This is a genomic window from Lutimonas saemankumensis (assembly GCF_020171465.1).
In the GTDB taxonomy this organism is placed as follows: domain Bacteria; phylum Bacteroidota; class Bacteroidia; order Flavobacteriales; family Flavobacteriaceae; genus Lutimonas; species Lutimonas saemankumensis.
On sequence record NZ_JAIUZR010000004.1, the window covers coordinates 181761 to 208438 of the forward strand.

Here is a 26678-nt window from a genome sequence, read left to right on the forward strand (position 1 = left end):
TGATTTATCATATGATACTTTTATCTTTCATTTTAGAAATATCGTACTCCCTGAGCACATCTTCGTTAACATCCAATCCAAGTCCAGGCCCTTTTGGAACCTTAATAAACCCATCTTTCATGATAACCTTTGGGAAGGTTAGCTTTTCACGAAGTGCATTTTCGGTCTGATCGTACTCCATTAAAAAATCAGGCTGTTTCATTCGCCCCGGAATCAATTCAAGATTCGAAATAAAATGAAGCGCCACGTGCATTCCAATTGAAGTTCCCCAGGTATGCGGAATCACGTCTATCCCGTAAACCGATGCCAGAGTTGAAATCCGTTTCGCTTCTGTTAACCCGCCACTTGAACAAATATCAGGTTGCAGGATATCAACAGATTTACTTCTGAGCAACTGATGAAATCCATACCTTAGATACTCACATTCCCCGGCTGCGATCGGTATCGTGGTCTTCTCTCTTAATTCCCTGTACTGATCATAAAATTCAGGAGACAGTGGTTCTTCAAACCACGATATGTTCAAGGGTTCAAGTTTCCTGGCCAAACTCACTGCTTCTTTTAAACTATAGGCATGATTGGAATCGATCATTAATTCAATCTCATCCCCAATCATGGATCTTACTTTCTTTACATTCTCATAATCTTCGTCTACACCTAGGCCAACCTTCATTTTAATCGCCTTAAATCCTTGTTTTACATAACGCTCAATCTCCTCTCCAAATTCTACTGAAGGCTCCTCATAATTCCTAAAATAAAGACCAGTGGCATAAGGCTTTACTTTATCACGATGTGCACCACCCAAAAGGGCAGACACAGCTACACCCAGGATTTTACCTTTCAGGTCCCAGATGGCGATATCAATGGCACTCATGGAGGATACAAGAATTCCTCTCCTCGCATAATCCAAAGTTTTTCTGTACATCTGATGCCATACTAATTCATTTTTCAAAGGATCCGAACCAATCACAATTGGTTTTAAAAAATTCACCCCTTCTTCAAGAATTTTTGCCGGCCCATATCCTTCTCCCCATCCATAGGTCCCGTCAGATGCTGTTATTTTTACAACACATATTGAACGTTCTGAGTATTCCCATTGGGAAAAGAAAAAACTTTTTGACAGTTTGTCCTTTAAAACAAAGGTTTCAACCTTTTCTATGATCATAATTTTATTCTTTCAGCCAATCTGGGATCGGCTTTTTAAGCAATTCTAAAAGTAGATCATAGGCTTGCACCTATAATATTTGCAATTATCAATCATAGTTCATTTATTACCTCCCGTCTGAGTCTATCATTTCCATCATCTCTGACCGCAGCCTGATTTTCATGTCTGAAAACTTCTCTTCACCTGCCAGATTCACCCATTCATAAGGATCATCCGGGTGATAATACATCTCCTCCTTTCCATTATGATACAAGATATACCTCCAGTCTTTTGTCCGATAGGTATAATTCTGTTTCTTTACATAGGACGTATCCAGATCGTTGATGATCTCAATATGCCACAAGGCCCCTGGGTTCTTGCTCACCCCGATTCCCTCAATCGGTTTATTGATCCCAGCCCCTAAAACGGTAAGAGCCCCCCTTGGCCCTTCCCAGTCAGAAGTTTTGGCATCAGCTAAAAAAGGTTTTAAACTGAACCCGTCCATTTGCAACGGAGACGCTGCACTGTCGTTTGCCTGAAGCTCGCATAGTTCTATGAGGGTTGGGTATAGATCGATCAAGGATACCGCATGATCGATCTCCTCTACTGGATCTGATAGCCTTGGGTCTCTGATTATAAAAGGAATTCGTGTACTCTCATCCCAGGGAGAGTTTTTGTACAAATATGCTTTCTCACCCATTTGCCATCCGTGGTCACTGACAAGAATCACAATCGTGTTATCTCTAAACCGACTATGATTCAGCGCATCCAGTACGATTCCTATCTGATCATCTACAAAGGCAACACATGCCAGGTAAGCCTGCAAGAATCTTCTCAAGCCTTCATCCCCGTTAGGATAAGATTGTTTTAATTTTCTGTAATATGCGAGTCCCATTTCTGTCTGCGCGTAAACCGTCTGATAAAAAATATCATCAACATCTCCATCTTGTACAACAGGCATTTGGATCGATTCAAGAGGGAATAAATCAAAGTATTTTTGAGGTGCATATAAAGGGGTGTGTGGATTCACAAATCCTACCCCCATAAAAAACGGTTCCGATCCACCCTGATCATCAAGTTCTTTTATTTTTCCTGAGATCCACTGCGCATGCCGCTCGTCAGGTAACAGATCCCTGTCGTCGTCATTATTGTATCGGTATGGCCGGTTGCCATAGGTCCAGCCTGTTTTCTTAAATCCTCCCTTTCCATCCGGAATGACAGGAGTATCAGATAAAGGTGCAAATGATCCGTCAACCACATTGATACTTCTAAAAGGTTCCGGTACTGAAGAATGCCCCATGATTCGCTTTCCTTTTTCATCAATACCGCTAAAGGCATGCGGTCCGTAATTGATCCCTTCCGGAATTCCCCATTGATCCCAGTACTTCTTCACATTTTTATGTAATAATTTTCCAGTTCCCAATGTTTGATAACCGTTTTCCTTAAAGAGCTCAATAAAAGTTTTATTATGCTTTAAAACAGCTTGTCGAAAGTGTGGTGTCCACCCAAAATCTCTTGAATTATGCGGATAAACACCTGTAAATAAACTATTCCGTGAAGGTTGACACACCGGAGAATTTGTATGGGCATTGGTGAATACCGTTGCCGATTTTGCAAAATTATCGATACTTGGAGTTAATGCCTGGGGATGTCCTCCATAAACCCCTTGGTAATCATTCAGGTCATCAACCATGATAAACAACACATTGGGATGATCCCTGACAGAATTATCGGACTGTGCCTTGCAATCCCTCAGAAAAAGAAGAAGGATTAGTAGCTTGAATAACTGAAATGTGTTGATATATTTCATTTGAAACTGGATAAAATTTAGTACAGGAACATAAATACCGACAACCATTTTCATGACAAATAAACGTATAAATTCCTGTACAAAAAAATTTTTATTCAAACTGGTACGGACAGGTATGGTTTATATAATTTTTATCCTATATTTGCCGGTAGCCTAACATGCACTAACAAATTAAGTTGATGAAAAAATATTCAATGTTATCGTTCCTTTTAATAGGGATTTTTTTTGCGACTTGCTCAACCAAGGGTCAAAAAGGCCAAGACGATCAAAGCGCTAAAATAAAACCCAACATTTTGTTCCTTCTCGCTGAAGACATTAGCACGGATCTTGAGTGCTATGGGATGCAGGGAGTCAAAACTCCTGTCCTAAATCAGTTGGCTTCCGATGGTATTCAATTTATGAATGCCTATGGCAACAATTCCATTTGCTCACCGAGCCGATCAAACATGATGGTTGGGGTCCATCAAAATATCAGCAATACCCAGCACCACAGGTCCAACCGTGATATCCCCTTGATGGAGCCCTATAAACCGATCACTTCTTATCTCAGAGATGCGGGTTATACCTGCATCATCGGAAGTAATTTAGTAAGGCAAAACGGTCAAAAGATTGATGTCAACTTCAAGCATACGATGATTGGGGAATGGGATGGTAAAAACAACTTTGGACTGTTTGATAAAAAACACGAGGTCCTTCCGGAAGATCAACCTTTTTTCCAGCAGGTCACCTTGCACGTAACCCATCGCGGGGGCTGGTGGAACGGGGTTAGGGCTCAGTCAAAACACAAAGTTGACCCGGCTGCTGTTAGCTTACCACCTTATTATGCAGATACCCCTGTAATCAGAGAAGACTGGGCAAAATACCTGGATCAGATGGAGTATATGGACAATGAAGTTGGGTTACTGCTCAAAGATCTTGAAGCCAAAGGTATGAGAGACAACACCATCATCATTTTCATAGGTGATAACGGACGATGTAATGTAAGAGGTAAAGGTTATTTGTATGAGCCCGGGTTACATCTGCCTCTGATCGTGAACTGGCCGGCTGCCCTGACAGGTGGTAAAAAAGAGGAAAGACTTGTCGCTTCAGTCGATGTGGCAGCAACGATCCTTCATGCTGCAGGAGTGGAAATTCCTGATTATATGACAGCAAGGTCTATTATCAAAGAAGACAACGAACCGAGAGAGTATGTTTATTCGGCAAGGGACCTATGGGATGAAATACTGGAACAATCCAGAGCGATTACAACAACCGAATACAGGTATATTAAAAACAACATTACAGATCAGTCTTATGACGCACATCAGGCCTATCTGGAATTTTACAGGCCCGCCGTTCATGTCATGAGAGGATTAAATGAGAAAAACGAACTGACGGAGTTACAGTCAAAATTTTTCGAACCAACCAAGCCCAAAGAAGAATTATATGATCGAATCAATGACCCCTATGAAACGGTAAATTTGATAGATCACCCAGAATATCAGGCCGTTGCCGACAAAATGAGGGGTTATTACGAGGATTGGAACACTGAAAATCACGACTATGGATTGGAAGAGATCATCTGGGAAAATTGCCCGCCTCCTAAATCGGTTGAGATCATGGAATGGCTCAACAAGGAAAGGCCTGAAGTTATTGCCAAAATGAAGAAGGGAATAGAACCCGGATATGGCAAGTTGAATAAAGAATACCAGAAAGCACAGAAAAATCAGGAAAAATCAAATTAGATAATGAATAATTCAAAACTCATAAGTTATATCGCCATAGTCATCGTTTGCTTAACAGGATCTGCACAAACTCTGGACCCTGTTATTGAAAACCCTGCCGTAGTTGAAATTAATAAATTACCACCCCGAGCGACCTTTTTTGCCTATGAATCAACTGAACTGGCATCAGGTAATGACCCAGGTGCTTCTAAAAACTATCAATCCCTGAACGGGATATGGAAATTCAGTTGGGTAAGAACACCTGAAGACAGGCCCGTAGATTTTTTCAAAGAAGATTTTGATGTGTCTGACTGGAATGACATTAAGGTACCTGCTAACTGGGAGTTGGAAGGATATGGCATCCCGATCTATACCAATATTCCTTATCCGTTTAGTTTTGATAAAAAACCTAGCCCTCCGGACATCCCGGACGGTTACAATCCCGTGGGATCCTACAAGAGAAACTTTGAAATTCCTGCGTCCTGGGACAAAAAGCAAATTACCATTCATTTAGGTGCCGTAAAATCGGCCTTTTATATCTGGGTCAACGGCGAAAAAGTGGGTTACAGCCAGGGGTCAAAATTACCGGCAGAATTCGACCTGACTCCCTATGTAAAGTCAGGACAAAATTCTATTGCCTTGGAAGTATACAGATGGTCTGACGGCAGTTATCTGGAAGATCAGGACTTCTGGAGGTTTTCAGGAATCGAAAGAGATGTATACCTCTATGCAACTCCAAAAGTACATATTCAGGACTTTACCATTCTAGCAGACCTCGATAATCAATTTGTCAATGGCATTTTTGAGATCGATTTAAAGGTTGCCAATGTAAATGCGGATAAATTCAAAGGGAACCTCAATGTAGAATTATCAAAGGAAGGTAAATCCGTTTTTAAAAGCTCCAAACCTATCGTATTTGACAAAAACAAGCAGCTAAAAGAATCCTTATCAGGAAGTATCGCCAATGTTTTGCACTGGACCGCAGAAACACCAAATCTCTACTCCCTCTCTATCGAACTTTCAGATCATAAAGGAAATACCCTTGAAGCGATATCGAGGAAAGTTGGCTTCAGAAATATCAAAATTGAGGGAGGCCAGGTGCTTATCAATGGGCAACCCATCTTGATAAAAGGTGTCAACAGACATGAACACGACCATATTACAGGGCACGTTATCAGCCGTGAAAGCATGCTCGAAGACATAAGAATCTTTAAGGCCCATAATATCAATGCCGTCAGAACCTGTCATTATCCAAACGATCCTTACTGGTATGAACTATGCGATCAGTATGGTATCTATGTTTATGACGAAGCCAATATTGAATCACACGGCATCGGGTATAATTTAAATGAGACCTTAGGAAATAATCCGGATTGGCTCGAGGCACATATGCAGCGAACTGAACGCATGGTCATCCGAGACAAGAACCATCCATCAATTATTGCCTGGTCCTTGGGTAATGAAGCCGGAAATGGTTACAACTTTTACCAGACTTATTTAAGGGCCAAAGAACTAGACCCAACAAGATTTGTGCATTATGAGCGTGCCCTTGAAGAGTGGAACACCGATGTGATCGGACATATGTATGCTTCGTATGATCATCTTGAGAAATATGCAAAAGACGACAGTAAAAAAAGGCCGTTTATTCCATGTGAATATGCCCATGCCATGGGAAATAGCTTAGGTGGTTTTAAGGAATACTGGGACCTGTTTGAAAAATATGACAAGCTACAGGGTGGTTTTATCTGGGATTACCAGGATCAGGGCCTGTTAACAGAAAAAGATGGTAGAGAATTCTTTGCCTACGGGGGTGATTTTGGGCCCGAAGGAACTCCGAGTGATCATAATTTTCTGAACAATGGATTGATTCAGGCAGACAAAAGTTTGAATCCGCACATCCTTGAGGCTAAAAAGATCATGCAAAATGTCAAGTTTTATAAAGAGGGGCTCAAAATCAATGAAGTCAAAGTTAAAAACTGGTATTTCTTTAGAGATCTTTCAAATTATAAGATTGACTGGACCCTTGTTGAAAATGGAAAAGCAATTGAGCGTGGTACGATCAGCGATTTAGATATCGAGCCCCAACAAAGTGGTATCGTTGGAATTCCATTTAAGGCACAGATCAATGATTCAAAAGAATACTTTATCAATTTTTCGGTCAAACTCATTGAGGAGGAACCCTTGATTGCTGCGGGTTTTGAAATTGCAAAGGCACAGTTCCCGTTGAACTCAGGTAAGGTAAAAGTAGTTGAACCAGCAGTTACCTCGGGAGAGCTGAAACTTTCAGAAACAGGTGCTTTGATCAGTGTATCAAATGACAAGTTTAGCATTGCGTTCAATAAAACTTCAGGAACGATCCATACATTCGAGTTTGAAGGAGAGACCATCATTTCGAAGGGGGCACAAGTCAATTTCTGGAGAGCTCCGGTAGACAACGACTACGGTGCAAAAACACCTGTCCATTACAGAGAATGGTTTGCTCAGGGTAAGGAACCTCAGGCTATTTCTCACGAGATTAAAAAATCAAAAAAACAGATAGAGATCCGCTTCAGTCAGGAGATGTTGGAAGGGGATGCCATTTTCAACCAGACCTATACCGTATTATCAAACGGAGCCGTCAAAATTGAAAATGACCTCAACGCTGTTAAAGGAAAAAGTAATATTTCAGTTGGCGGATTTAAGGGGAAGTATAAAAAGAATGAACATGCCAATATATATAAATTTGGAAATGAATTTGTTCTGCCTCAAGGGTTTACGCAAACCGACTGGTATGGAAGAGGGCCGGATGAGTCCTATATAGACCGTAAAAACTCAACCGATATCGGGCTTTATTCAAGTGAAGTAAAAGATCTTTTTACCATGTATGCCAGGCCTCAGGAAAATGGGAACAGAACGGATATCAGATGGGTAGAACTATCTAATGCTGATGGATTATCCGTACGATTTTTTGGACCTGAATTATTGAATTTTTCGGCTTCTCACTTTAAAATTGAGGACCTGGATTCGGGTAAAGACAAAACGACCACTCAAGCGCACGGCAGGCTATTGAACCCTCGTGATGAAGTATACCTGAATATTGACGGATACACCTCAGGTGTTGGGTGTGTCAATAGCTGGGGAGCCCTGCCACGAAAAGAGTATATGCTACCTTATCAGGATTATTTTTACACCTACTGGATGGTTCCGTCAAAAAAATAGATCTTTAGAAGAAATAGATTCTTTCGCAAACAAAGATCGTTTTTGAAGGACTGAAAATAAAAAAGTCATGGCTTAGATAAAATTCAGTTTATCAAAGCCTTTGTTTAGGATCTTTTGGTCATTTACCTCGAGCCATTTATCCAGAATGGTAGCATAAATTGACCTGAAATCCACCTTATAGATCAGATCACCATTGGCATCAAGCTTTGAAAGGTTTGGTGCCGCATTATAAAATCCGCTTTTCTTCAGATTTTTTCCAATAATAAACAGATTGTTAGCCGTTCCATGATCTGTACCTCCGGCCGCATTCTGTTTTACCCGGCGCCCAAATTCTGAAAAAGTTACCACCAGGGTGTCTTTGAAGCTGTCATTTTTCTCGAGGTCCTTAATAAAGACTTCCATTGCATCTGCATAGGTTTTTAGTAATCTTTTTTGCTTGTTTTCCTGGCCGGCATGCGTATCAAATCCCGGCATAGACACATAATAAACCTTGCTTTCAACTTCTGAATTGATAAACTGTGCCGTTGTTTTTAACTGTTTCGCAAAAGGATTGTTCGGATAGGTCTCTGTGCTTGTAAAGGTCCTGGAGGTTTCATAGATGTATTTCGCCGAAGACTCAGCTTCGATCATGGTCTTATACAAATATCCAAGATTATGTTCGCTCAAATGGGCGTCGCTTTGATGTTCCAGAACCTTTTTAAAGTATGGGGTTCGCATATTCCTGAACAGCACGGCTGGATTTTTGGTAGCTATTCCGTTAATTGTTTCTCCTTTCATCATCAAAGACAAACTATCATCCAGTTCAATCCCAGCATGCGGGTTTTGGCCATAGGTATCAATATATCGTCCTATCCATCCCGTATTTGAATATTCGTTGGAGTCGCTTGCCGTATGCCAGATATCCGTGGATCTGAAGTGAGATCGGTTTGGATTTGGATACCCCACATTGTTGATTATTGAAAGATATCCCTGATCATACAGGTTTTTCAAGGGGCCCAGATGAGCATGAAAACCCATTTCGTCATTGATCCTGATCAGATCATCTTTTGAAATAGCGATCCCGGGCCTGTTTTTATAATAGATATCATTGCGATAAGGAACGATTGTATTCAACCCGTCATTACCGCCGGATAACTGTATGATCACAAGTTTTTTAAACCCTAAAGATCCATTAGGTATTCCTTCAAAGGCTTTTAAAAAACCGGGGACCATGAATAAGCTACTCGTCAAGCTGCTTTGTCTTATAAATTCTCTTCTTTTCATTGGATTCAGGTTAACAGAGTTGATATTCAGGAACAGACATCAATTGCACACAATACATTCGATGGTCATTTATTTTTAATTTTGAAAGGAAGTTTTCCGTATCCGAATCAATTTTAGCAATCAGAAGGGCCTGTTTCAATTCCTCTGGAGCGAGGTCGTCATACTGCCTGTCAAAATCCTCCCATGATCTGCTCACCTTTAAAAATCGCTTGCGGTTGTTTTGATTCTGGTAGTATTTTTCAAACGAATCTTCAAACTCTCCTTTTTCATCTAGGTCAATACCGGTATTGCTCAAGAGTAAGGAAGCCAACTTCATCCTGAACATCAAGGTATTCGAATCGATCCAGTTTCTATCGCCTTTCCATCCTGCAACATTAGGGGGGTACAATAATACCTGTCCCATCATTCGCTGCAAATACATCAATTGATTTTTCTGCTCAAATTCAACAGGCACAAAGGTTTGAATGCCAACAAGGAGCTCAATGGGTGATTTGATCTTTACACCAATATTCCGTTCGTCATAAAACCATTCAGAACTGAAAATATGTGCCATCAGGTTTTTGATGTCATAATCTTTATAAAATACGGCCGTGATCTCATCCAGATTCCCTTCATCAATAACGGGATTTACAAAGTAGCGGTAAATTTTGCTACAAATAAATCGTGCACATTGTTCCTGGTCAAGGATTATATCAATGATGTCATCCCCGTCAAAATTTCCTGTTTTACCAAAAAACGTCTTTTTCCCGTAGTCATGCCGTTGCTGTCTCAGAACAAAATCTCCATTTCTCTTAAATGACCAGCCTGTAAAAGCCCTGGCTGCCTCTTTAATGTCCTGTTCTGTGTAGTTTCCCACGCCAAGGGTAAACAATTCCATTAATTCTCTTGCGAAATTTTCATTTGGGCTCTCCTTGACATTTTGCCTGTTATTCAAGTATTTTGTCATGGCCGCTTCTCTGGAAACTGCTTTGACAAATTGTTTAAAGTCCCCAAGTGCATACTTTCTCAGGGTATTGTTGTAATGTTGGACATAGAAGATATTATTGTCTCTGCAAACAAATACGTTGGCCCAGAACAAAGTCATCTTTTCATTAAGCAAAACTTCCGGCTTTTTCATTCGATCGATCCAGGCAGCATTAAATTCCTTAATTTTTTCCATGCTCTTTTTTTGAAAATCCCTGAAATCTGACTTATCCATCCTGGCCATACCCTGCTTACGATTTGCCTGGACCTTGGCTTCAAGTTCAGTAAGATCGAGGACCAAAGGGTCGAACTGGTCAGTATGCCTGAACAGGGACGATACGACCTCAGGTTTTGAGTGCTGCTCAAGGGCATTCAAATCGCTGTACCCGATTCCAAATCCAGCTCTTAAATACAAGTGAAGAATGTGATTTCTTTTCATAGCCATAACTTTATCATTAAAACTTTGACCTGAATCCATATAAAAGGTTTAATCTAATTTGTTCTTTTCCTATGAATTTATTCTTCAATCTCAATCGAAAGCCATCGCTCCATGGCGGCAGTAAATCGCTGTTTTTCTTCCTCGGTCATGTTTTTGATCCTGGCATTTCCATGATGTTTTCCCTCCATAAAAAACCATTCAGCGTCTCCATTTTCACTTTCAGGAACAGCCGTGGCCGACCAGGTGTCTATGGCTCCATTGATGTAAGCCATTCGGTCGACTCCTTTTTGGAGCCAGGCATTGACTTCTTTTAAAAGTTGTCCGTCAAAGGTTACCTCCATTTTATTCGGAACAAAGGTAGCCTGGGGGTTCTCGTCATTTGGCAGCGACACTAAAAAGCCTTCAAATTTACTGGTTTCATAACCATAATAACCCATTTCCTGAGCCGACTGATAATAGTGGGACCCGTATGTCTTAATCTGTTCATCGCCAAAAAAAGCGATATCCGAAATGGACAATAAGTATTTTGCCATTTCTTCAGCAGAGGCGCTTTCATCGGGAATAGCCCCGCAGTCATGACCATACTGCCAAAAAGAAAACGGATATTCCAAAACCGTAAATTCAAAAGCCTCCTCAAAACTGTGGTAGGTAAAATCCACTTTGGCTCCCAGGCTGTAAAATTTCATAAGGGGTAATACTTCTTCTCTTGCCGACAGGATCCTTTCCTGAAATGACCTGATATCTTGCCTACACTCATCCGACCCGACTGTTTCCAGAAAACTGTATAATCTCTGATCTTCCACTTCACGGTTGATAGGTGCCACATAAGGTACACTGACATCCACATCCTCGGGATAGAAATAACGGTAATAGATGGTGGTGGCACCTCCTTTGGAAATACCGGTGCTCACCCATTTGGCCTGGTAAATGGCTCCAAAAAGTTGTCGGATATGATGAAGGTCAGCGGTAGCCTGTTTTAAATTCAGGTAATTATAATCTAAGGTGTCAGGCATGCTTTCTCCAAAAAAACGATGCTCTACATCGATCTGATTGGCTCCCAGAAAATCAGCAAGCTCACCGATATAGTTTCTCGTACGGGTATATCCCTGCGTAATGATCACGGTGGGACGATCATATCCCTTATGTGATAAAAAGGCACGCTGATAAAAGTGCCCCTTAGAAGGATCGTCATGATCCAAAGGTTGTTTGATCTTCAGTTCATAAGAAGCTTCATAGTCCTTGGCCGTTTTAATTTCCGTAAAAATCACATCCGGTAACTGGTACAGCAGGTCTTCAAAAACTGGTTCCTGTGCCGAGGTCAATTTCATGCCAGCGACTATAAACAGTAGGGTAAAAATGTATTTTTTCATGGTGATTAGTATTTATTCTTAATTTCTTTAAATATTGATCCAGTAGGTAAACTTCAGGATTAGCGCCCTGGTTCCGGGTGCGAATGGAGTTGTTTTGTAATTGTCATTGTAAACCACATAAAGATCCGATAAAGGTTTAAACCTCCATTGAAGCCTTGAGTTGACACTAAAATCCTCATCCTGGCTGTTATACTGTATAAATGTAGACCAAAAAAGGTTCTTTGTAAAGGTAAATTCAAATTTCGGGCCGACGAACCAGATAGAGGCGGTGGAATATGGGTCTGGCAGATCAATGTAATTATAGCTGGACCTGAACGAAGCCGTAAAATAAGGCTGCAACCTTAATCTAAAATCGCTGGTCAGGGAATATCTGTATCCGTTAAAAAACTGACCAAGGTCGGTTCGGGCGGTAAAGGAAAAATCCTTCCTCCGATCCGACTCATAGGTAAAATCAAATTTGCTGTAATTGTATTCACTGAAAGCCGGGAGGGGTTCTCCTTCATCAGAACCAGTAGGATCAAAATCTTCGAGCAAATAAGTATAACGATGATTCAGGGCCATCTCTATACTGCTTTGGTTCCTCAGTTGTATCTGATATTCAAGGTCAACCATCCCATCGGTATATTTGAAGTCCAGGTCCGGGCTCCAGGTAGAATTTGCCCTGACCTCTATGGTATGTGTATTCACTTTTGACCCGACAGGATAAAAAACGCGGGTTGCCACCGGATCAACGGTGATGATATCATTACGCCTTACAAAACCCAGGTCTGCCTGAAAATCCTCTCCCACATAAGTGCTCCCGAGATTGAACTTCCATTCCCGGGTATTGTATTCCAGATAGCCCCCTGAAGAAAAGTCTTTATCTCCGGTTTCTGGTGCAAAGGATTTGTGCAGATAGGCTCTTCCTATCCATTTATTGTCTTCTGTCCTTAAATTAAAATCCAGTCCGAGCACACGGTTAAATTCTTCGGCATCCTCAACAAAATCGGACATTTTGGTCACCTGCCGGTTTACGAAAATAAACCCCACTGTTGAGCGGCTAAATACTTTTTGCTGAACGGCAACCACGGTATTGTTATTGGTCGGAATCTCATTGGCAGCATCTTCAGCCGTCTGTATATTGAGCACCCCGATTCTTAAATTCTCATTGATCTTTCCACTTAACCTTGCCCCGGCAATAATGGAGTTTTCGATGTTATCCCCTTCCAGATCCTCAGCAATACCAATGCGTCTCGAAAAAAACGGATTGGCCGCCCTGGCATTCCCAAAATCAGAGAACAGGTCGGCATTATCGATAAAAAACTGCCTTTTTTCAGGCAAAAACACCTCAAAACGGGTTAAATTAATGACCAGCTCATCCACCTCTACCTGGGAAAAATCCGGATTGATCGTAAGATCCAGGTTCAAACTGTTCCCAAAAGGAATTTTAGCATCACCTCCTATCGAAAAATCAGTGGTCGTTTGATCAATATCAAAATCCTTAGTCACATTACCTGACACATAGGGAATCAGGGCAAATTGGGTTTTGACCTTGTCCAGTGGCCTTTCAAAGATCATATCCCCCATAAAAGCAAGATTGGTCAGGGTCTGATTTTGGGGGATCCGTGACCAGGAACTTATTTCATTTGATTGAGTATCAAATCGGTAAGAATTAAATCGCCAAACCGTTTCCTGATCCTTAAATTTAAAAGATGCCAGGGGAATCTTCATTTCAGCGATATAATAATCACCGTAGATTTTTGATGCATTTTCCCATTTCACGTCCCAGGTATTAATAAAGTCCCTGTAATTGGCTCCACCTCCGGATATCAAAGCCTCTCTTTGCACTCCCTGGGAATTACTGCCAAAGAAAAATGCATTGGCACCGTCTTTATAGGTATCAAAAAGCAAGTTGATATTATCATTGCCACGGGCATCAAAATCCCTCTTTAATGAAGGAACGATAAAATCTTCTCCCTTTGCAAAAACCTTGATGGCTATATAGAGGTATTTGTTGTCATAAAGCATCCTGATTTCTGTCCGATCACTGCTTTTGAGAGAATCGGTTGGAAAATATTGCCAGAAATCTCCTGCCGCTTCAGCTAAATTCCAGACATCTTCATCCAAAGAACCGTCTATATCGATCAATTTGTTCATCCACTTTACGTGAATCTCCTTTTGTTCAAGTTTAAGGGAATCCTGCGCCGCAAGAAACTGCAACCCAAAAAGTAAGAAAAGAAAAACAAGACTCTTGATCGGTTTCAACATACCCACATTTAACAAAGCTAATATAATAAGCTACTGATTAATAAAACATGATTTTTATCGAATAAATAGGATGTAATTCGATGTACCCTGAACAGGGTATTTTTTTTGAAATATTTGCTTAAAATCCTGATATCCTGTAGTTTTGCCTGGTAATATCTAAATAATTCAAGCTATGAAGAATTTCAAATGTTTAAGTGCATGCATTGTTTTTATCTCTCTTCTTGTTATCTCATGTGATAACTCAGAAGGTATCGATACGGACATGGCACTGGAGACAGAGGCTTCTCTTAAATCTGGAAAGTCCGCTTTGAAAAATGCCAATGAAGATTGTGCTACCATCCAGGACGGAACTATTCTCGATGCAGATGGTAATGTAATCACAACCGGGTTTAATGCCGATGGATACAATTATCAGGCAAGAATTTTCAGGGGAACCTTTGATGACCCTCTATATGAAGGATGGTTTATAGAAGATATCTGGAACGATGCATTTTTATCCAATAAAGACTGTGACGGGGACAACCGATTGGATTATGCCCTTGGACAGGATAACTACCGAGGAACAGGTGCCTGGTTGATCAACAAATACACGGGTTCACATGAAGACAAAGACGGGAATATTTGTAACGTAAAACAGGTTATCAAATACGTAGCTGTACCAGTAAATGCCACAAGTGTCGCTGGAGGGCCTAATGGACATAATGTTTTTCTAGATGAAAATGGTCATGAAATCGGCTTGGATCTTCAATATGAAGGTTATGAAGATTTCGCGTTGATCCAGCTGATCTGGCAGGATCCTTGCCGAGAGTTATCAGGAAAATATTTTAACTTCCCGCCTCCACGCCTCGGAAACAGATAAAAACATTCAACTATAAAATCAAAAAAGACTACACAAATGGTAGTCTTTTTTTGTACTCGCAATTTTACACCCTTTTTACCAATTTTCATGATTTTTATCATATTCTCAATATTATGTTAATATTTTGTCATATTTGCTTTATATATAAAACATTTTATTATTTTTGTATTAAATCAAATATTTCAACAGAATTAAAAATAAGGTTATGACAAAAAAATTCGCGGTACTGGCATTGATGTTTTTGACGTTTGGCATGGGATGGGCACAAACCTCAGAAGAACAAAAGACTACAATAAATTGGGAAGAAGTTCAGGTGGTCTATGACCTTAATGAGGTGGCAGAGATGACCCAGGGAAGTAAAATGACAGAAACCATCAAGACCAGCCTTAATTTTGGCACCAAGTCAAAGGTCAAAAAGAATTGTTTGAAGGAACTAAAAAAACAGGCTGCTGAAAAAGGCTACTCGGTGATCTATATCGATGAAGAAGCATCCAAAGACAAACGATTCAATAAAAGAGGAATCGAAGTTACTTTAGTGGGTATTGGTTATAAGGGATAAGTTTTAAAATCCTCGAAACGTTTTACCTCAGCTTATAATTATGGTTGAGGATTCCTTTGGATTCGCAAAAAACCTTGAGTTCATACGGGCTGCTACAGGAAGATTTTTTATATATGTTCTTCCTGTGTGTAGCCACTGTATGTTCACTGATAAAAAGATTTTCAGCAATTTCACGGTTGGTTATACCCTTAAACATTTCCACGATAACTTCAACCTCTCTTGAAGTAAAAAAATCCTGGTAGGCTTCGTAAATTTTTCTTTGAAAAGATTCCTGATCAAGATTCTTCGCCTTAAAAGAATAACTAACAATGTCTTTCTCACTGGTAAAACTCACATCTGTCATACGGGTAATAGATTTCATACGCTTCCCGTTTTTATCCAGATCGTAAATAAATGATTGACTCAGTACTGTAATATAAGTTCCGTCCTTCTTGCGCCGTCTGTATTTCAGGAACAATGAATTCTGGTCTCCTTCCCTGGAATTTTTCAAGGTATGAAGTATGGCTTCCTGAATTACCTTTATTATGACTTCTTTATCCTGAGGATGAAATCCTTCAAAGAGCAGCTCAGCATTCATCTCTTCATCGGAATAACCTAACAGGCTTTGAAATCCTTTTTTATGGATTAGTTCATTTTTATTAAAATCCAAAATGTATAAACATTCATTACTCAAGATCTTCTGATCCTCAAAACCAGAAATCTCCTGCTCCAAAGAAATATCATTCTCAAGCAAAGTATGAATCATATCTAAAAATCCTTTCATACCATTTTACTATTAGAAATGTTACGTAAAGCTAATCGATGTTGCATTCCTGATTTTACGGTTTCCCGCAGTGGATCAATTAATTCCTGGAATGCAACATCCAATTAGCAATTCATACTCGAGGGGAAGTGGCTGAATAAAAATGTTGTTCAGTTTCGATAAAATGAAATCGATCATTTAATGCAAAATTAAAGCGTATATTTGGGCTTATAAGATACTCGCATAATAATGAGATTATTATTTTTTATTTTATTTATAGGGCTTAGCAGCTATGCTCAGAAAATCAAACTTGAATATGTTAAGGATTATCAAAATTCATCTCTAGATACTCTCAAACAGGAATTTTATATATTTTTTAAAGATCGAGTGCTAACGGTCAACCTGAATGATTTTAAAAGGGATGTTCGGCCTCTGACACTTCAGAAGGGGCTTTCTGAGGATGTTAATTATCTTGAAAATCAGATTATCACAGCGAATGACACCTTGTATTTTGTGTCAAATTCAGGAGGAATGGTATACATGATCAAAAATGATACGATTAAAAGAATTGATAAGTCTTTTAACCATCAAATGCAGTATGGTTCCTTTCTGTTTGAACACGATGAAACAGCATTCAAGTATGGTGGATACGGTTTTTGGTCCGACCGTGACTTTTTCACTTATTATTTAAAAAATCAGGATGAATGGGATGTATATCAGCCTGATCAGGGTGGCCCAATTCCTCCGGGAATTTCGAATCTCTTTGGTATCAAGCAATCTGACAGGGTTTATATTTTTGGTGGTGAATCTGTGAATCCTAAGAATAGAAGGGAAAGGATTATGAACTATGAGGCATGGAGCTATAACTTTAGAAATGGTAAATGGAAGTTTCTGGGAAAGCACGATCCTTTCGATATTACCGTCCGGTATATTAAAATAAAGGTTAAAAACAAGTTGTTATTGGTGGATAAGAACGAGATCATCGAAATTGATATTGAAAACAATACCAAAACCATCTTTAAACACGGTCCGGTGTCTGCACAAGTTAGAGCTATTGTGTACGGTACCTATTGGAGCGGTAAATTTTACCTGGTCATGGGATCGTCAGGAAACCATTATCTGAATATTGTTGATGAAGAAGATTTTTTAGGGCCTGTTGTAAGCCAGGCTAAGTTTTACAGGAACAATTCCTTTTGGATCAGGCAAATACTGATATTGGTACTTTCTATTGCGCTTCTTGTCACGGTATTCCTGATTGGAAAAAGTAGATTAAAAAAAATCAATAAGCTTCAGATCTTGGACAATGGCTTGAAATACAGAAATAAATTCCGGGAATTCAAACCAGATTCAATGGAGATCTTGAAATTACTTCTCGAGAAAAAAGAAGTACCGTCAAGTGAGATCCTGAACCTCGTAGAAAAAGAGCAATACAGCCCTGCTCACAATGAACGCATCAAGATCCAGAAAATTAAGGATATCAATTTAAAGATTGCCACTTTACTGGGTAAAGACGGAAACGTTATTACAAGTTATAAATCGAAGCATGACCGGCGTATCAGGGTGTATACCATTGATGATTCCCTATTTTAAAAGATTGTTTAACTCTTAATGGATTATTTTACACAAGGGTTATACAAATATTCCTTTTTTGGATAGAGTTTTAAATTTTTTGTATCTTAAGGCAACTAAAAATTGAAAAAATGCTATTACCAAAAAGATTAGAGAAGGCGCTGGACAAGATGTACACGGCATTTTACAAAGGGGAGCTCAACCCTGAAGACTGTAAGCATTGTGCGGTAGGAAATATTTGTGACAATTATGACTCCTGGAAATATTTTACAGATGTTCATGGTTCAATGAGGCTAAACTACCTGGGTATTTTAAATGAAAATTTAGGCCGCAGGATCAATGGGTATAGCCCGTCTGAATTGATTATCACGGAAGCGGTTTTTTTAAAAGCCTGTGGTTATACATTGACAAAATCCAAAAAACTGCTCAAACCGGCCGAAGTCATTACATCTGAAATGATGTTTAAAGGCCTTGATGCGGCTGTGGCATATCTTTGTAAGCTGGACGGCTTGCAGCATGTCATGGATCATTACAAAAAGCTCGACTTATCTTTACTGCACAAGGAAAGGGAGGCAGATAAGCCATCAGTTTCATGATTGCCTTCATGGTTTCAGGTTGGTCATGTGCTTTTTATTCCTGAATTTGTGATTTCAACAATTCGTTCTGTTCTTTCATCAACCCGTTAAGGCTGGTCAACAGTTCTATGTTTTTTGGGGTTGTGACAGTTTTATCTTTGGTGTCCTCCGCTTTTTTTATCAGTCGGTTCATAAATTTGACCACCACAAATATGGTAAACCCGATAATGAAAAAATCCACGGCCGCTTCTATCAGAGCCCCGTAACCTATGGCTACTTCTTCTTTAGCAACGGTACCATCTTCTGCAACAATGGCGTTCTTCAAAACAATACGCATGTCCTGAATATCCATGTTCCCTGATAAAAGAGATAAAGGAGGCAACATAACCTGCTTCACCAAAACATCAATTACTTTGTTAAACGCGGCTCCAATGATGATACCAATGGCCATATCCATCATATTACCCTTAACCGCAAAATCCTTAAATTCTTTAAAAAGCTTCATTGTATTTGTTTTTTGATCGGCTAAAGATATTTTTTAAAATCGAAAGTTTTGATATTTCGGTATCTTTAATCATTCAAGCTAACTTATGAAACTACAAGATCTGTATCAAAAGGCTATCAAATTTGCAGGTGAAAAACACGGTGATCAAAAGATGCCGGGAAATCAGGCCAGTTACCTGGTACATCTTTCCAATGTGGCCATGGAAGTGCTTCTGGCCAGTCAGCATGAGGAAGGATTTAATACAGAACTTGCGGTTCAGGCAGCAATATTACATGACACATTAGAGGATACTGACACATCTTTTGAAGAACTCAAAGAAGTTTTCGGCTTCAAAGTTGCTGATGCCGTACTTTCTTTATCAAAAAATGAAGATCTGGATAAGGAACTACAGATTCCAGACAGCCTGGCCCGTATACGCCTTCAGCCCAAAGAGATCTGGGCCGTTAAACTGGCTGACCGCATTTCAAACATGCAGGAACCACCTGAAAACTGGGATAAAAACAAGCGTATTGCCTATCAGCTTGCCGCCCGAATGATATTGATGCACTTAAAAGGTGGCAATAATTATCTCGAAAAAAGGCTTGAAGAAAAAATTCTGGCTTATGATGAGTATATCAATTGAAACCTCTTTAAGATGAGTATATCAACTGAAACCTCTTTAAATGGACTAAGCTTTTTTTGTTCTTTTAATGATGGCCAGCGAAAGTGTTACCAATCGGCTTATCTCAGCTAAGTCATAGATCCCTTTACCATTCTTCTTGATCAATTGAGAACCCATTCCCACACAGGTAACCCCCGCTTTGAACCATGCACCAAGATTCTTTTCATTGGGAGAGACCCCTCCTGTTGGCATGATGCATGTCCAGGGTTGAGGGCCTTTTACAGCTTTAACAAATTCAGGCCCGTAGACTCCTCCCGGAAAAAGTTTGACGATCTCACAACCCAGTTCTTCGGCCCGTGCAATTTCAGTCAGGGTTCCGCATCCGGGTGACCACAGAACCTTTCTGCGGTTACAGACAATGGCAATATCCTCGCGTAACACGGGAGTAACAATAAAATTGGCTCCCAAAGACATAAATCGAGAAGCAGCTGCGGCATCAGTTACCGAGCCAACACCTAAGATCATTCCCGGCAGTTCGCGGTTCACATATTTAGCCAGCTCCCCAAAAACTTCGTGCGCAAAATCCCCGCGGGCGGTAAATTCCAGCAATCTCGCCCCGCCATCATAACAGGCTTTGACCACTTCTTTACTAATTTCTACATCAGGATGGTAAAACAAGGGTACCAATCCTGTTTGCTTCATAACTTCCGCTACTTCCAATCTTGAAAACTGTGCCATAATAATCTGTTCAAATATCCAATATGCAAGATAGGTTCTATTCGTTTAGAACACAAATCATTTATGACCAATTACATTCTAAAATTTCACCAAAATAATCGTAACATTCCTCGACTCAATGCGTCAAGTAATTGTATCCAAAATTCCATCAGACCATGACAGTCAAGGCAAGCTCCCAAAGAATTCACAATATCGATGCACTCCGAGGTTTTGCCCTGGCCGGAGTGGTTATCGTACACATGATCGAACAATACATAGCGGGGCCTCCTCCTCCTGGTTTTATGGAAGGGGTAAATAGCCTGCCGGACAACATTCTTCGAGGGTTGATACAGATCTTTTTCTCCGGAAAGTTTTTTGCCCTCTTTTCCATTTTGTTCGGGCTAAGTTTTTTTATCCAGATGGAATCAGCACAAAAAAAGGGTACAAATTTTGGAGGTCGTTTCCTCTGGAGAGCCCTTCTTCTTTTTGGGATAGGCTATGTGCATCAACTCTTTTACCGGGGTGATATCCTGACTATTTACGCCGTGCTCGCTCCTTTTTTGATTCCTTTTTACAGGGTTCCCACAAAATGGATTCTGATTACAGCCGGATTTATCATTCTTGGATTTCCACGGATCATTTCCTTTTACGTTTTTGGTGGAGAAAGCGTTACCGGAATTCATCCGATGATGGATACTGAAAATCCTCAAATTCAGGCTTATTTTAATACCATTGAGAACGGAACGATCTGGGAAGTATTCAGAGCCAATGCGGGATACGGAATGCTTACAAAAATTGATTTCCAGCTTTCTGTTTTTGGAAGGTTCTATTACACTTTTGCTTACTTTTTGATCGGACTTTGGCTGGGAAGAACAGGTATCTTTCAGCATATTGAGCAGTACGCAAAAAAAATCAAAGATTTTATGCTTTGGTCGATAGTGGTCGCCCTGGTTTCTGTGGTTATAACCTTTGCTGTTTTTGCTTCTGCCGGCCAGCAGGTGGATCCCGGTTCTTTTATTTTCATGCTGGGGATGAATTTTATGGATTGGGTCAATATAGCCATGGCATCCATTATTCTATGCGGTTTCCTTTTGCTCTACAAGAAGGTTAAATGGGAAAAAAGGCTTTTGTATTTTGCTCCTTTCGGAAGAATGGCCCTTACCAATTATTTCTTCCAATCGGTGATCGGCACTTTTATTTTATTTGGATGGGGTCTGGGCATGCTCGGGCAGCTCAGGAATCTGTATATGCTCCTTATTGCCATAGCAGTAATCATCCTTCAAACCGCTTTTAGCAAATACTGGTTAAAAAAGTTCCGATATGGTCCTCTGGAATGGCTTTGGCGATGCGGAACCCATTTAAAATGGCAGCCCTTCTTGATCGATAAGAAAAGAACCGAATTAGCTACCGGATAAAATGGAGAATTTTTTTGAATAATTTGAATCGTTTTGTGACAAATTAATATTACGTTTTGATCCCATATTCAAGTACATTTGAGGGTTGATTGACTATAATAGAACAAAAATCTTTGACAATGAAAAAACTGATTGTACTGAGTGCCTTAATTTTGTTAATTACTTATGGTTGTGATTCTAAAAAAGAATCAGCAAAAATTTCTGATCAGATCAGAATAAACCAAATTGGATTTTATCCGTCTTCGGTCAAACAATTTACCGTTGTTGATACCGAAGCGAGCAGCTTTAAGCTGGTTGATGCTTATAACAACAAAGTCTATGCCGGAGAACTGGTTGATCAGGGAACATGGGAGGCTTCAGGGGAAAAGGTGTTGCTGGGTGATTTCTCTTCATTTACGGCTCCGGGGGCCTATTATATTGTGGTAAACGATTCTATCGCTTCTTACCCTTTCAAGATTAAAAAAGGACTTTATGGTTCTGCCTTAAAAGCGGCCATCAAAAGTTATTATTTTCAAAGGGCTTCCATGCCTATTGCTGAAGAGTATGGTGGCATTTACCAAAGAGCGGAAGGCCATTTGGATGATAAATGTTTGTATCATCCCTCATCAGGAAGAACAGAAGGAACTTTGAATTCTCCGGGAGGCTGGTACGACGCCGGAGATTATGGAAAATACATTGTAAATGCTTCGCTTTCTGTGGGCCAGATGTTGTTAATACTTGAACAATACCCGGAAATGATGATCAATATCGGCCTTAATATTCCGGAAACCGGCAATGGAATCACCGATCTTTGGGATGAATTGAGGTATGAGCTCGACTGGATCCAAACCATGCAGGACGATGATGGTGGTGTTTATTTTAAATTAACGGCCAAAGGGTTCAGTGGATTTGTGATGCCCGAAGATTATGACCTTGACCGCTATATTATTGGTAAAGGAACGGCTTCCACACTTGACTTTGCTGCTGTATTGGCCCAGGCTTCAAGGTTGTACAAAAACATCGATGAAAAATGGGCTTCCAAGGCCCTGGAGGCTTCTAAAAAGGCCTTTAAATGGGCTGAGGAAAATAACAATATTCCCTTTAAAAATCCGGAAGATGTAAGTACCGGAGAATACGGTGATGATGAATTTTCGGATGATTTTTTCTGGGCAAGTACGGAACTTTACCTGGCGACCCAGGAAGATCAGTATAAAACAGCAATGCTCAAATACCAGCCGGCCTATGAACACAAGCTCGCTGACAGCTGGAAGAATTTTGTCAGAAATGTTGGCTTTCATTCCCTGCTTGAAAATCGTGACAAACTCGACCAGGCAATGGCAGATCAACTTGTTCAGGGACACAAGGCTCTGGCTGATGATATCCTTCAAAAAATACAAGAGCATCCTTACCGTATTGGCTTAAACAGTTTTGAATGGGGATCTAACAGTGATATTCTGAATCAGGCCTTGATCCTTTGCGTCGCTCACAGATTGACCGGAGAAGAGAAATATCTTTTGGGTGCAGAACAGATCACAGATTATATTTTTGGAAAAAATGCAACCGGATATTCTTTTATGACCGGATTTGGCGCTAAAAAGGTAATGTTCCCCCACCACAGGCCGAGCGGGGCAGACTCAATAGCCGATCCCGTTCCTGGATTTATTATTGGAGGCCCCAATGATGACCGTCAGGATGCACACGATGTAAACTATAGTTCTGAGTTTCCTGCCAAGGCCTATATGGATGTCGAGCCCAGTTTCGCTTCGAACGAAGTTTGTATCAACTGGAACGCACCAGCAGTTTACGTATTGGGTTACCTGGAAGAAGTCAGGAATTAATTCGAGGAAAATATTTGTATTTTTGAAAGCAGTTGATCAAAACGCTGCTTTTTATGGATAAATTTCAACCTTTACTGGATTATATCAACCGCATAGTTGATCTTACCGAGGAAGAAGAAGGTATCCTTGCTTCATTCATTTCCACCCGGAAATTGCTTAAAGGCCAATATTTTCTTCAACAAGGTGACGTTTGTAAATTTAGCGGGTTTGTGATTTCCGGTTGTACCAAAACCTTTTATGTAGATGACGAAGGGCAAGAACACGTTGTCATGTTCTCTATTGAAGATTGGTGGACCTCAGATATGGGCAGCTATATATCCCAAAAACCTGCTGACTTCAACGTGCAGTGCCTGGAAAATACAGAATTGATTCAGTTTTCCTATGAGAACCAGCAACAAATGATGAAAGAAATCCCAAAACTGGAACGGTTTTTTAGAATCATCGTACAAAGGGCTCTTGTTGCCTCTCAAAAAAGAATTGTCAGAAACCTGAGCATGAGCGCTAAAGATCGATATCTCTTTTTTAGAAATGAATACCCAAAAATTGAGCAAAGAATACCGCAATACCTGATCGCTTCTTATTTAGGGATTACCAAAGAATTTTTGAGTAAAATCAAAAGCCAGCTCATTCTTGAGCAATAGTTTGTTAATCTAGTTTAACATCTATTGATAAGCTACTTCATTTTATAGAAAGCATAGGTTTCGGAACTTTGTCAAGAATTTCTAAAACTCAAAAAATGGATGCAAATAAAATAATTCAGATCAAGCCTTTAGGTTTTCCATGGGAAACACAGGATCCTTTTTTATTCTGTGCCTATCACAGGGATGAATATCCAAAAGGTGATGAAAGCATGGGGCTGGGCCCTGAAGATAAAACAGGTAGAAATATAGGGCAGGACTTTGTGGTCAAGGATGGATTCAGAATGTATCACGGCCGCCATATTCCTGGTTTTCCGTATCATCCGCACAGAGGCTTTGAAACGGTTACGATCAATAAAGAAGGTTTTGTGGACCATACTGATTCTCTGGGAGCGGCAGGCCGTTTTGGGAAAGGAGATGTGCAGTGGATGACAGCGGGCAAAGGGGTTCAACATTCTGAAATGTTTCCTCTGCTCAATAAAGACAGTGGCAATCCGCTTGAAATTTTTCAGGTTTGGCTAAACTTACCTAAAGCAAGTAAGTTTGTTGAACCGCATTTTAAAATGCTATGGGAAGATATGATTCCTGTAATCACACATACAGAAAACAACAAAAAGACTGAAATAAATCTGATCGCAGGACAACTCAATGATACCCATGCTCCGGAACCTACTCCTGATTCATGGGCAGCAAATCCGGCAAACGCTGTGTCCATATTAACTGTAAAAATGGAACCTGAAGCTGTATGGACCTTGCCTGCCTCTCAAGTCCAGGGAACAAACAGAACCTTATACTTTTATAAGGGTGATTCCCTGTCCATAGAGGGCCAGGATGTCAAAGTTGATCATTTGGTAAAATTAAAATCAGATGAAAATATCCGCCTGAAAAATGGAACGGAAGATACTTATTTATTGATTTTGGAAGGAAAACCCATCAATGAACCTGTAGCGCAGTACGGTCCGTTTGTTATGAATACACAGGCTGAGATTGAGGAGGCTTTTTCAGACTATCGCCGTACCCAGTTTGGTGGATGGCCATGGCCCAATCAGGAACAGGTACATGACCGGGATAAAGGCCGTTTTGCCCTGCATGCAGATGGTAAAGAAGAATTTAAATCATAGCCTTTGATCATGAATAACCAATTAAAACAAGTCAAATACTTATTGCCTGCCGTGCAAATTGATATGGATGGATTCCCTGTTAAACAGGCCTTGCCTACTCAAAAAGTGCAGCAATGGGATCCGTTTTTGTTATTGCACCATGCGAGGGTAAAATACAGTAACAGAAGATTGGCCAGGCACCAGGGGGTAGGCCCTCATCCTCACAGGGGGTTTTCACCTGTCACTTTTGTGATCGAAGGTGAGGTACATCACAGAGATAGCTGGGGGAATAATCAGATAGCAAAGGAAGGAGAGGTTCAATGGATGCATGCCGGGGCAGGTATCGTTCACAGCGAAAGGCCCTCTGAAGCACTGGTCGAAAAACAGGGACATCAGGAAATCGTGCAGTTATGGATCAATAGCCCGGCCTCAAAGAAGATGATCCCGCCCTCCTATTCCTATATTTCTAAGGAGGCGATGACCCGGTTTTCTTCTGAAGATAAAAAGATCAGCAATAATCTGATTTCCGGAAACTATGGGGATCTAAAAGGAAAGGTAATTCCTCAATCGGAACTGTTGGTCATCTGGGGGCATGGTGAGGCCGGAGGAACACAACAGCTTAAAGTTCCGAAAGGTTTCAGCAGTATGCTCTATCTCGTAAAGGGAACAATGACCCTGAAGAAATATGGTTTGATTGAAGAGGAACATTTGGCTGTATTTGAACACGAGGGAGACCATATAGAAATGTCATTTAAGGAAAATGGACAGTTCATTTTACTGTCTGGTGTACCTATCGATGAAAAAGTTACCCAAAGCGGGCCTTATGTAATGAATTCCCAAACCGAAATACTGGAAGCTATGAGAGATTACCAGATGGGTAAATTCGGAATTTTAATTGAACACTAAAACAGTCATGAATTCATCTGAAATACAGAGGCTTTTGAGTCTCTGTTTTTTTATGCCTGAATATTAAACTAGTTTAACATGATTTGATAATCTGTTTTATTTTCTATCAAACCAGGCTGCCTGATCTTTGTAGTGTTCTTTTAAATATAAAAAAATGAATTTGTTGATCGAGAAAGTGAGTGATCTCAACGATATGATCATGCAGGGTGAAAAGCTGGAAGCTTTTGATAAATTTTATCATCAGGAAGTGGTCATGCAATTTAATGATGAGGATCCGGTAAAAGGTAAAGTTGCCAACAGGAAATTGCTTGAACTTGAACAGAAAAATATCACTGAGTTGAAAAGTGCCAAACCCTTAAAGGTAACCATAGGCGAGAAAACAACAATGGTAGAATGGGAATTAAATGATAGACACAAAGAATTCGGTGAAAGAATTTACACACAGGTAGTTGTTCATGACTGGAATGACGGACTTGTGATCAAAGAAAAATTGTATTGCGGAAATAAAAAAAATAATATAGTAACCTTTTAAATTAATAAT

Annotated in this window: 22 protein-coding genes; 13 read left to right on the forward strand and 9 right to left on the reverse strand. The window is 40.2% G+C overall.

Features of this window, described 5'->3' with window-relative positions; translation table 11 throughout:
- Nucleotides 1–7: 7 nt before the first annotated feature.
- Both LCM02_RS08570 and LCM02_RS08575 read right to left on the reverse strand, forming a co-directional pair.
- Entirely contained in the window at nucleotides 8–1162 is a 1155-nt protein-coding gene (locus LCM02_RS08570) for a mandelate racemase/muconate lactonizing enzyme family protein (protein WP_224928069.1), read from the reverse strand.
- A 106-nt stretch (nucleotides 1163–1268) separates the two neighbouring features.
- Nucleotides 1269–2951, reverse strand: a complete 1683-nt coding sequence (locus LCM02_RS08575) for a sulfatase (RefSeq protein WP_224928073.1) — start codon at nucleotides 2949–2951, stop codon at nucleotides 1269–1271.
- A 179-nt stretch (nucleotides 2952–3130) separates the two neighbouring features.
- Between LCM02_RS08575 and LCM02_RS08580 the strand changes: the two genes are divergently transcribed.
- Both LCM02_RS08580 and LCM02_RS08585 read left to right on the forward strand, forming a co-directional pair.
- Complete coding sequence (locus LCM02_RS08580; protein WP_224928077.1) at nucleotides 3131–4675, forward strand: sulfatase family protein; 1545 nt, start codon at nucleotides 3131–3133, stop codon at nucleotides 4673–4675.
- 3 nt (nucleotides 4676–4678) lie between these two features.
- Entirely contained in the window at nucleotides 4679–7852 is a 3174-nt protein-coding gene (locus tag LCM02_RS08585; protein ID WP_224928080.1) for a glycoside hydrolase family 2 TIM barrel-domain containing protein, read from the forward strand.
- Nucleotides 7853–7924: 72 nt separating this feature from the next.
- Here LCM02_RS08585 and LCM02_RS08590 read toward each other — a convergent pair whose 3' ends face one another.
- The 4 genes from LCM02_RS08590 to LCM02_RS08605 are packed head-to-tail and all read right to left on the reverse strand — an operon-like array spanning nucleotide 7925 to nucleotide 14134.
- Entirely contained in the window at nucleotides 7925–9115 is a 1191-nt protein-coding gene (locus LCM02_RS08590; protein ID WP_224928084.1) for a DUF1501 domain-containing protein, read from the reverse strand.
- A 10-nt stretch (nucleotides 9116–9125) separates the two neighbouring features.
- Nucleotides 9126–10556, reverse strand: a complete 1431-nt coding sequence (locus tag LCM02_RS08595) for a DUF1800 domain-containing protein (RefSeq protein WP_224928089.1) — start codon at nucleotides 10554–10556, stop codon at nucleotides 9126–9128.
- Between the two features lie 38 nt (nucleotides 10557–10594).
- On the reverse strand, nucleotides 10595–11887 hold the full coding sequence (locus LCM02_RS08600; RefSeq protein WP_224928092.1) for a S28 family serine protease: 1293 nt from the start codon (nucleotides 11885–11887) through the stop codon (nucleotides 10595–10597).
- 27 nt (nucleotides 11888–11914) lie between these two features.
- Nucleotides 11915–14134 carry a DUF5916 domain-containing protein gene (locus LCM02_RS08605; protein WP_224928096.1) on the reverse strand — a complete coding sequence of 740 codons (2220 nt, stop codon included), beginning with the start codon at nucleotides 14132–14134 and terminating at the stop codon, nucleotides 11915–11917.
- Nucleotides 14135–14306: 172 nt separating this feature from the next.
- On the opposite strand from LCM02_RS08605, the gene LCM02_RS08610 reads away from it, so the two are divergent.
- Both LCM02_RS08610 and LCM02_RS08615 read left to right on the forward strand, forming a co-directional pair.
- A complete protein-coding gene (locus tag LCM02_RS08610) occupies nucleotides 14307–14993 on the forward strand; it encodes a hypothetical protein (RefSeq protein ID WP_224928100.1) in 687 nt (228 codons plus the stop codon).
- Nucleotides 14994–15198: 205 nt separating this feature from the next.
- On the forward strand, nucleotides 15199–15552 hold the full coding sequence (locus LCM02_RS08615) for a hypothetical protein (protein WP_224928103.1): 354 nt from the start codon (nucleotides 15199–15201) through the stop codon (nucleotides 15550–15552).
- 22 nt (nucleotides 15553–15574) lie between these two features.
- Here the strand turns inward: LCM02_RS08615 and LCM02_RS08620 are convergent, their stop codons facing one another.
- Nucleotides 15575–16315, reverse strand: coding sequence for a LuxR C-terminal-related transcriptional regulator (locus LCM02_RS08620; RefSeq protein WP_224928106.1), 741 nt, complete (start codon nucleotides 16313–16315; stop codon nucleotides 15575–15577).
- Between the two features lie 228 nt (nucleotides 16316–16543).
- On the opposite strand from LCM02_RS08620, the gene LCM02_RS08625 reads away from it, so the two are divergent.
- Both LCM02_RS08625 and LCM02_RS08630 read left to right on the forward strand, forming a co-directional pair.
- The gene (locus tag LCM02_RS08625; protein WP_224928108.1) at nucleotides 16544–17884 is read left to right on the forward strand and encodes a hypothetical protein; all 1341 of its coding nucleotides are present in this window, start codon (nucleotides 16544–16546) and stop codon (nucleotides 17882–17884) included.
- Between the two features lie 110 nt (nucleotides 17885–17994).
- Nucleotides 17995–18459, forward strand: coding sequence for a Na(+)-translocating NADH-quinone reductase subunit F (locus LCM02_RS08630; RefSeq protein ID WP_224928111.1), 465 nt, complete (start codon nucleotides 17995–17997; stop codon nucleotides 18457–18459).
- A 34-nt stretch (nucleotides 18460–18493) separates the two neighbouring features.
- On the opposite strand, the gene mscL is transcribed toward LCM02_RS08630, so the two are convergent.
- On the reverse strand, nucleotides 18494–18943 hold the full coding sequence (mscL, locus tag LCM02_RS08635; protein ID WP_224928114.1) for a large conductance mechanosensitive channel protein MscL: 450 nt from the start codon (nucleotides 18941–18943) through the stop codon (nucleotides 18494–18496).
- A gap of 85 nt (nucleotides 18944–19028) precedes the next feature.
- On the opposite strand from mscL, the gene LCM02_RS08640 reads away from it, so the two are divergent.
- On the forward strand, nucleotides 19029–19565 hold the full coding sequence (locus LCM02_RS08640; protein ID WP_224928117.1) for an HD domain-containing protein: 537 nt from the start codon (nucleotides 19029–19031) through the stop codon (nucleotides 19563–19565).
- A gap of 45 nt (nucleotides 19566–19610) precedes the next feature.
- Here the strand turns inward: LCM02_RS08640 and LCM02_RS08645 are convergent, their stop codons facing one another.
- Nucleotides 19611–20282: a bifunctional 4-hydroxy-2-oxoglutarate aldolase/2-dehydro-3-deoxy-phosphogluconate aldolase gene (locus tag LCM02_RS08645; RefSeq protein WP_224928120.1), complete on the reverse strand. Its 672-nt coding sequence runs from the start codon at nucleotides 20280–20282 to the stop codon at nucleotides 19611–19613.
- A gap of 155 nt (nucleotides 20283–20437) precedes the next feature.
- On the opposite strand from LCM02_RS08645, the gene LCM02_RS08650 reads away from it, so the two are divergent.
- From LCM02_RS08650 to LCM02_RS08675, 6 genes are all read left to right on the forward strand, one after another.
- Nucleotides 20438–21676: a DUF418 domain-containing protein gene (locus LCM02_RS08650; protein ID WP_224928123.1), complete on the forward strand. Its 1239-nt coding sequence runs from the start codon at nucleotides 20438–20440 to the stop codon at nucleotides 21674–21676.
- A gap of 119 nt (nucleotides 21677–21795) precedes the next feature.
- Nucleotides 21796–23493 (forward strand): glycoside hydrolase family 9 protein, encoded by a 1698-nt coding sequence (locus LCM02_RS08655; protein WP_224928126.1) that lies wholly within the window; start codon nucleotides 21796–21798, stop codon nucleotides 23491–23493.
- 53 nt (nucleotides 23494–23546) lie between these two features.
- Nucleotides 23547–24134 carry a Crp/Fnr family transcriptional regulator gene (locus tag LCM02_RS08660; protein ID WP_224928129.1) on the forward strand — a complete coding sequence of 196 codons (588 nt, stop codon included), beginning with the start codon at nucleotides 23547–23549 and terminating at the stop codon, nucleotides 24132–24134.
- A 95-nt stretch (nucleotides 24135–24229) separates the two neighbouring features.
- Nucleotides 24230–25252, forward strand: a complete 1023-nt coding sequence (locus LCM02_RS08665; RefSeq protein WP_224928133.1) for a pirin family protein — start codon at nucleotides 24230–24232, stop codon at nucleotides 25250–25252.
- A gap of 9 nt (nucleotides 25253–25261) precedes the next feature.
- Entirely contained in the window at nucleotides 25262–26137 is an 876-nt protein-coding gene (locus LCM02_RS08670; RefSeq protein WP_224928136.1) for a pirin family protein, read from the forward strand.
- Nucleotides 26138–26291: 154 nt separating this feature from the next.
- On the forward strand, nucleotides 26292–26669 hold the full coding sequence (locus LCM02_RS08675) for a hypothetical protein (protein WP_224928141.1): 378 nt from the start codon (nucleotides 26292–26294) through the stop codon (nucleotides 26667–26669).
- Nucleotides 26670–26678 lie beyond the last annotated feature (9 nt).

What these genes read in the sequence shown, in the direction of transcription:
- LCM02_RS08640 (WP_224928117.1), top strand. Translation starts at nt 19,029, where the DNA reads ATGAAACTACAAGATCTGTATCAAAAGGCTATCAAATTTGCAGGTGAA.
- LCM02_RS08620 (WP_224928106.1), bottom strand. Translation starts at nt 16,315, where the DNA reads ATGAAAGGATTTTTAGATATGATTCATACTTTGCTTGAGAATGATATT.
- LCM02_RS08600 (WP_224928092.1), bottom strand. Translation starts at nt 11,887, where the DNA reads ATGAAAAAATACATTTTTACCCTACTGTTTATAGTCGCTGGCATGAAA.
- LCM02_RS08655 (WP_224928126.1), top strand. Translation starts at nt 21,796, where the DNA reads ATGAAAAAACTGATTGTACTGAGTGCCTTAATTTTGTTAATTACTTAT.
- LCM02_RS08650 (WP_224928123.1), top strand. Translation starts at nt 20,438, where the DNA reads ATGACAGTCAAGGCAAGCTCCCAAAGAATTCACAATATCGATGCACTC.
- LCM02_RS08610 (WP_224928100.1), top strand. Translation starts at nt 14,307, where the DNA reads ATGAAGAATTTCAAATGTTTAAGTGCATGCATTGTTTTTATCTCTCTT.
- LCM02_RS08590 (WP_224928084.1), bottom strand. Translation starts at nt 9,115, where the DNA reads ATGAAAAGAAGAGAATTTATAAGACAAAGCAGCTTGACGAGTAGCTTA.
- LCM02_RS08665 (WP_224928133.1), top strand. Translation starts at nt 24,230, where the DNA reads ATGGATGCAAATAAAATAATTCAGATCAAGCCTTTAGGTTTTCCATGG.
- LCM02_RS08580 (WP_224928077.1), top strand. Translation starts at nt 3,131, where the DNA reads ATGAAAAAATATTCAATGTTATCGTTCCTTTTAATAGGGATTTTTTTT.
- LCM02_RS08575 (WP_224928073.1), bottom strand. Translation starts at nt 2,951, where the DNA reads ATGAAATATATCAACACATTTCAGTTATTCAAGCTACTAATCCTTCTT.
- LCM02_RS08615 (WP_224928103.1), top strand. Translation starts at nt 15,199, where the DNA reads ATGACAAAAAAATTCGCGGTACTGGCATTGATGTTTTTGACGTTTGGC.
- LCM02_RS08645 (WP_224928120.1), bottom strand. Translation starts at nt 20,282, where the DNA reads ATGGCACAGTTTTCAAGATTGGAAGTAGCGGAAGTTATGAAGCAAACA.
- LCM02_RS08605 (WP_224928096.1), bottom strand. Translation starts at nt 14,134, where the DNA reads ATGTTGAAACCGATCAAGAGTCTTGTTTTTCTTTTCTTACTTTTTGGG.
- LCM02_RS08630 (WP_224928111.1), top strand. Translation starts at nt 17,995, where the DNA reads ATGCTATTACCAAAAAGATTAGAGAAGGCGCTGGACAAGATGTACACG.
- LCM02_RS08670 (WP_224928136.1), top strand. Translation starts at nt 25,262, where the DNA reads ATGAATAACCAATTAAAACAAGTCAAATACTTATTGCCTGCCGTGCAA.
- mscL (WP_224928114.1), bottom strand. Translation starts at nt 18,943, where the DNA reads ATGAAGCTTTTTAAAGAATTTAAGGATTTTGCGGTTAAGGGTAATATG.
- LCM02_RS08570 (WP_224928069.1), bottom strand. Translation starts at nt 1,162, where the DNA reads ATGATCATAGAAAAGGTTGAAACCTTTGTTTTAAAGGACAAACTGTCA.
- LCM02_RS08675 (WP_224928141.1), top strand. Translation starts at nt 26,292, where the DNA reads ATGAATTTGTTGATCGAGAAAGTGAGTGATCTCAACGATATGATCATG.
- LCM02_RS08660 (WP_224928129.1), top strand. Translation starts at nt 23,547, where the DNA reads ATGGATAAATTTCAACCTTTACTGGATTATATCAACCGCATAGTTGAT.
- LCM02_RS08625 (WP_224928108.1), top strand. Translation starts at nt 16,544, where the DNA reads ATGAGATTATTATTTTTTATTTTATTTATAGGGCTTAGCAGCTATGCT.
- LCM02_RS08595 (WP_224928089.1), bottom strand. Translation starts at nt 10,556, where the DNA reads ATGGATTCAGGTCAAAGTTTTAATGATAAAGTTATGGCTATGAAAAGA.
- LCM02_RS08585 (WP_224928080.1), top strand. Translation starts at nt 4,679, where the DNA reads ATGAATAATTCAAAACTCATAAGTTATATCGCCATAGTCATCGTTTGC.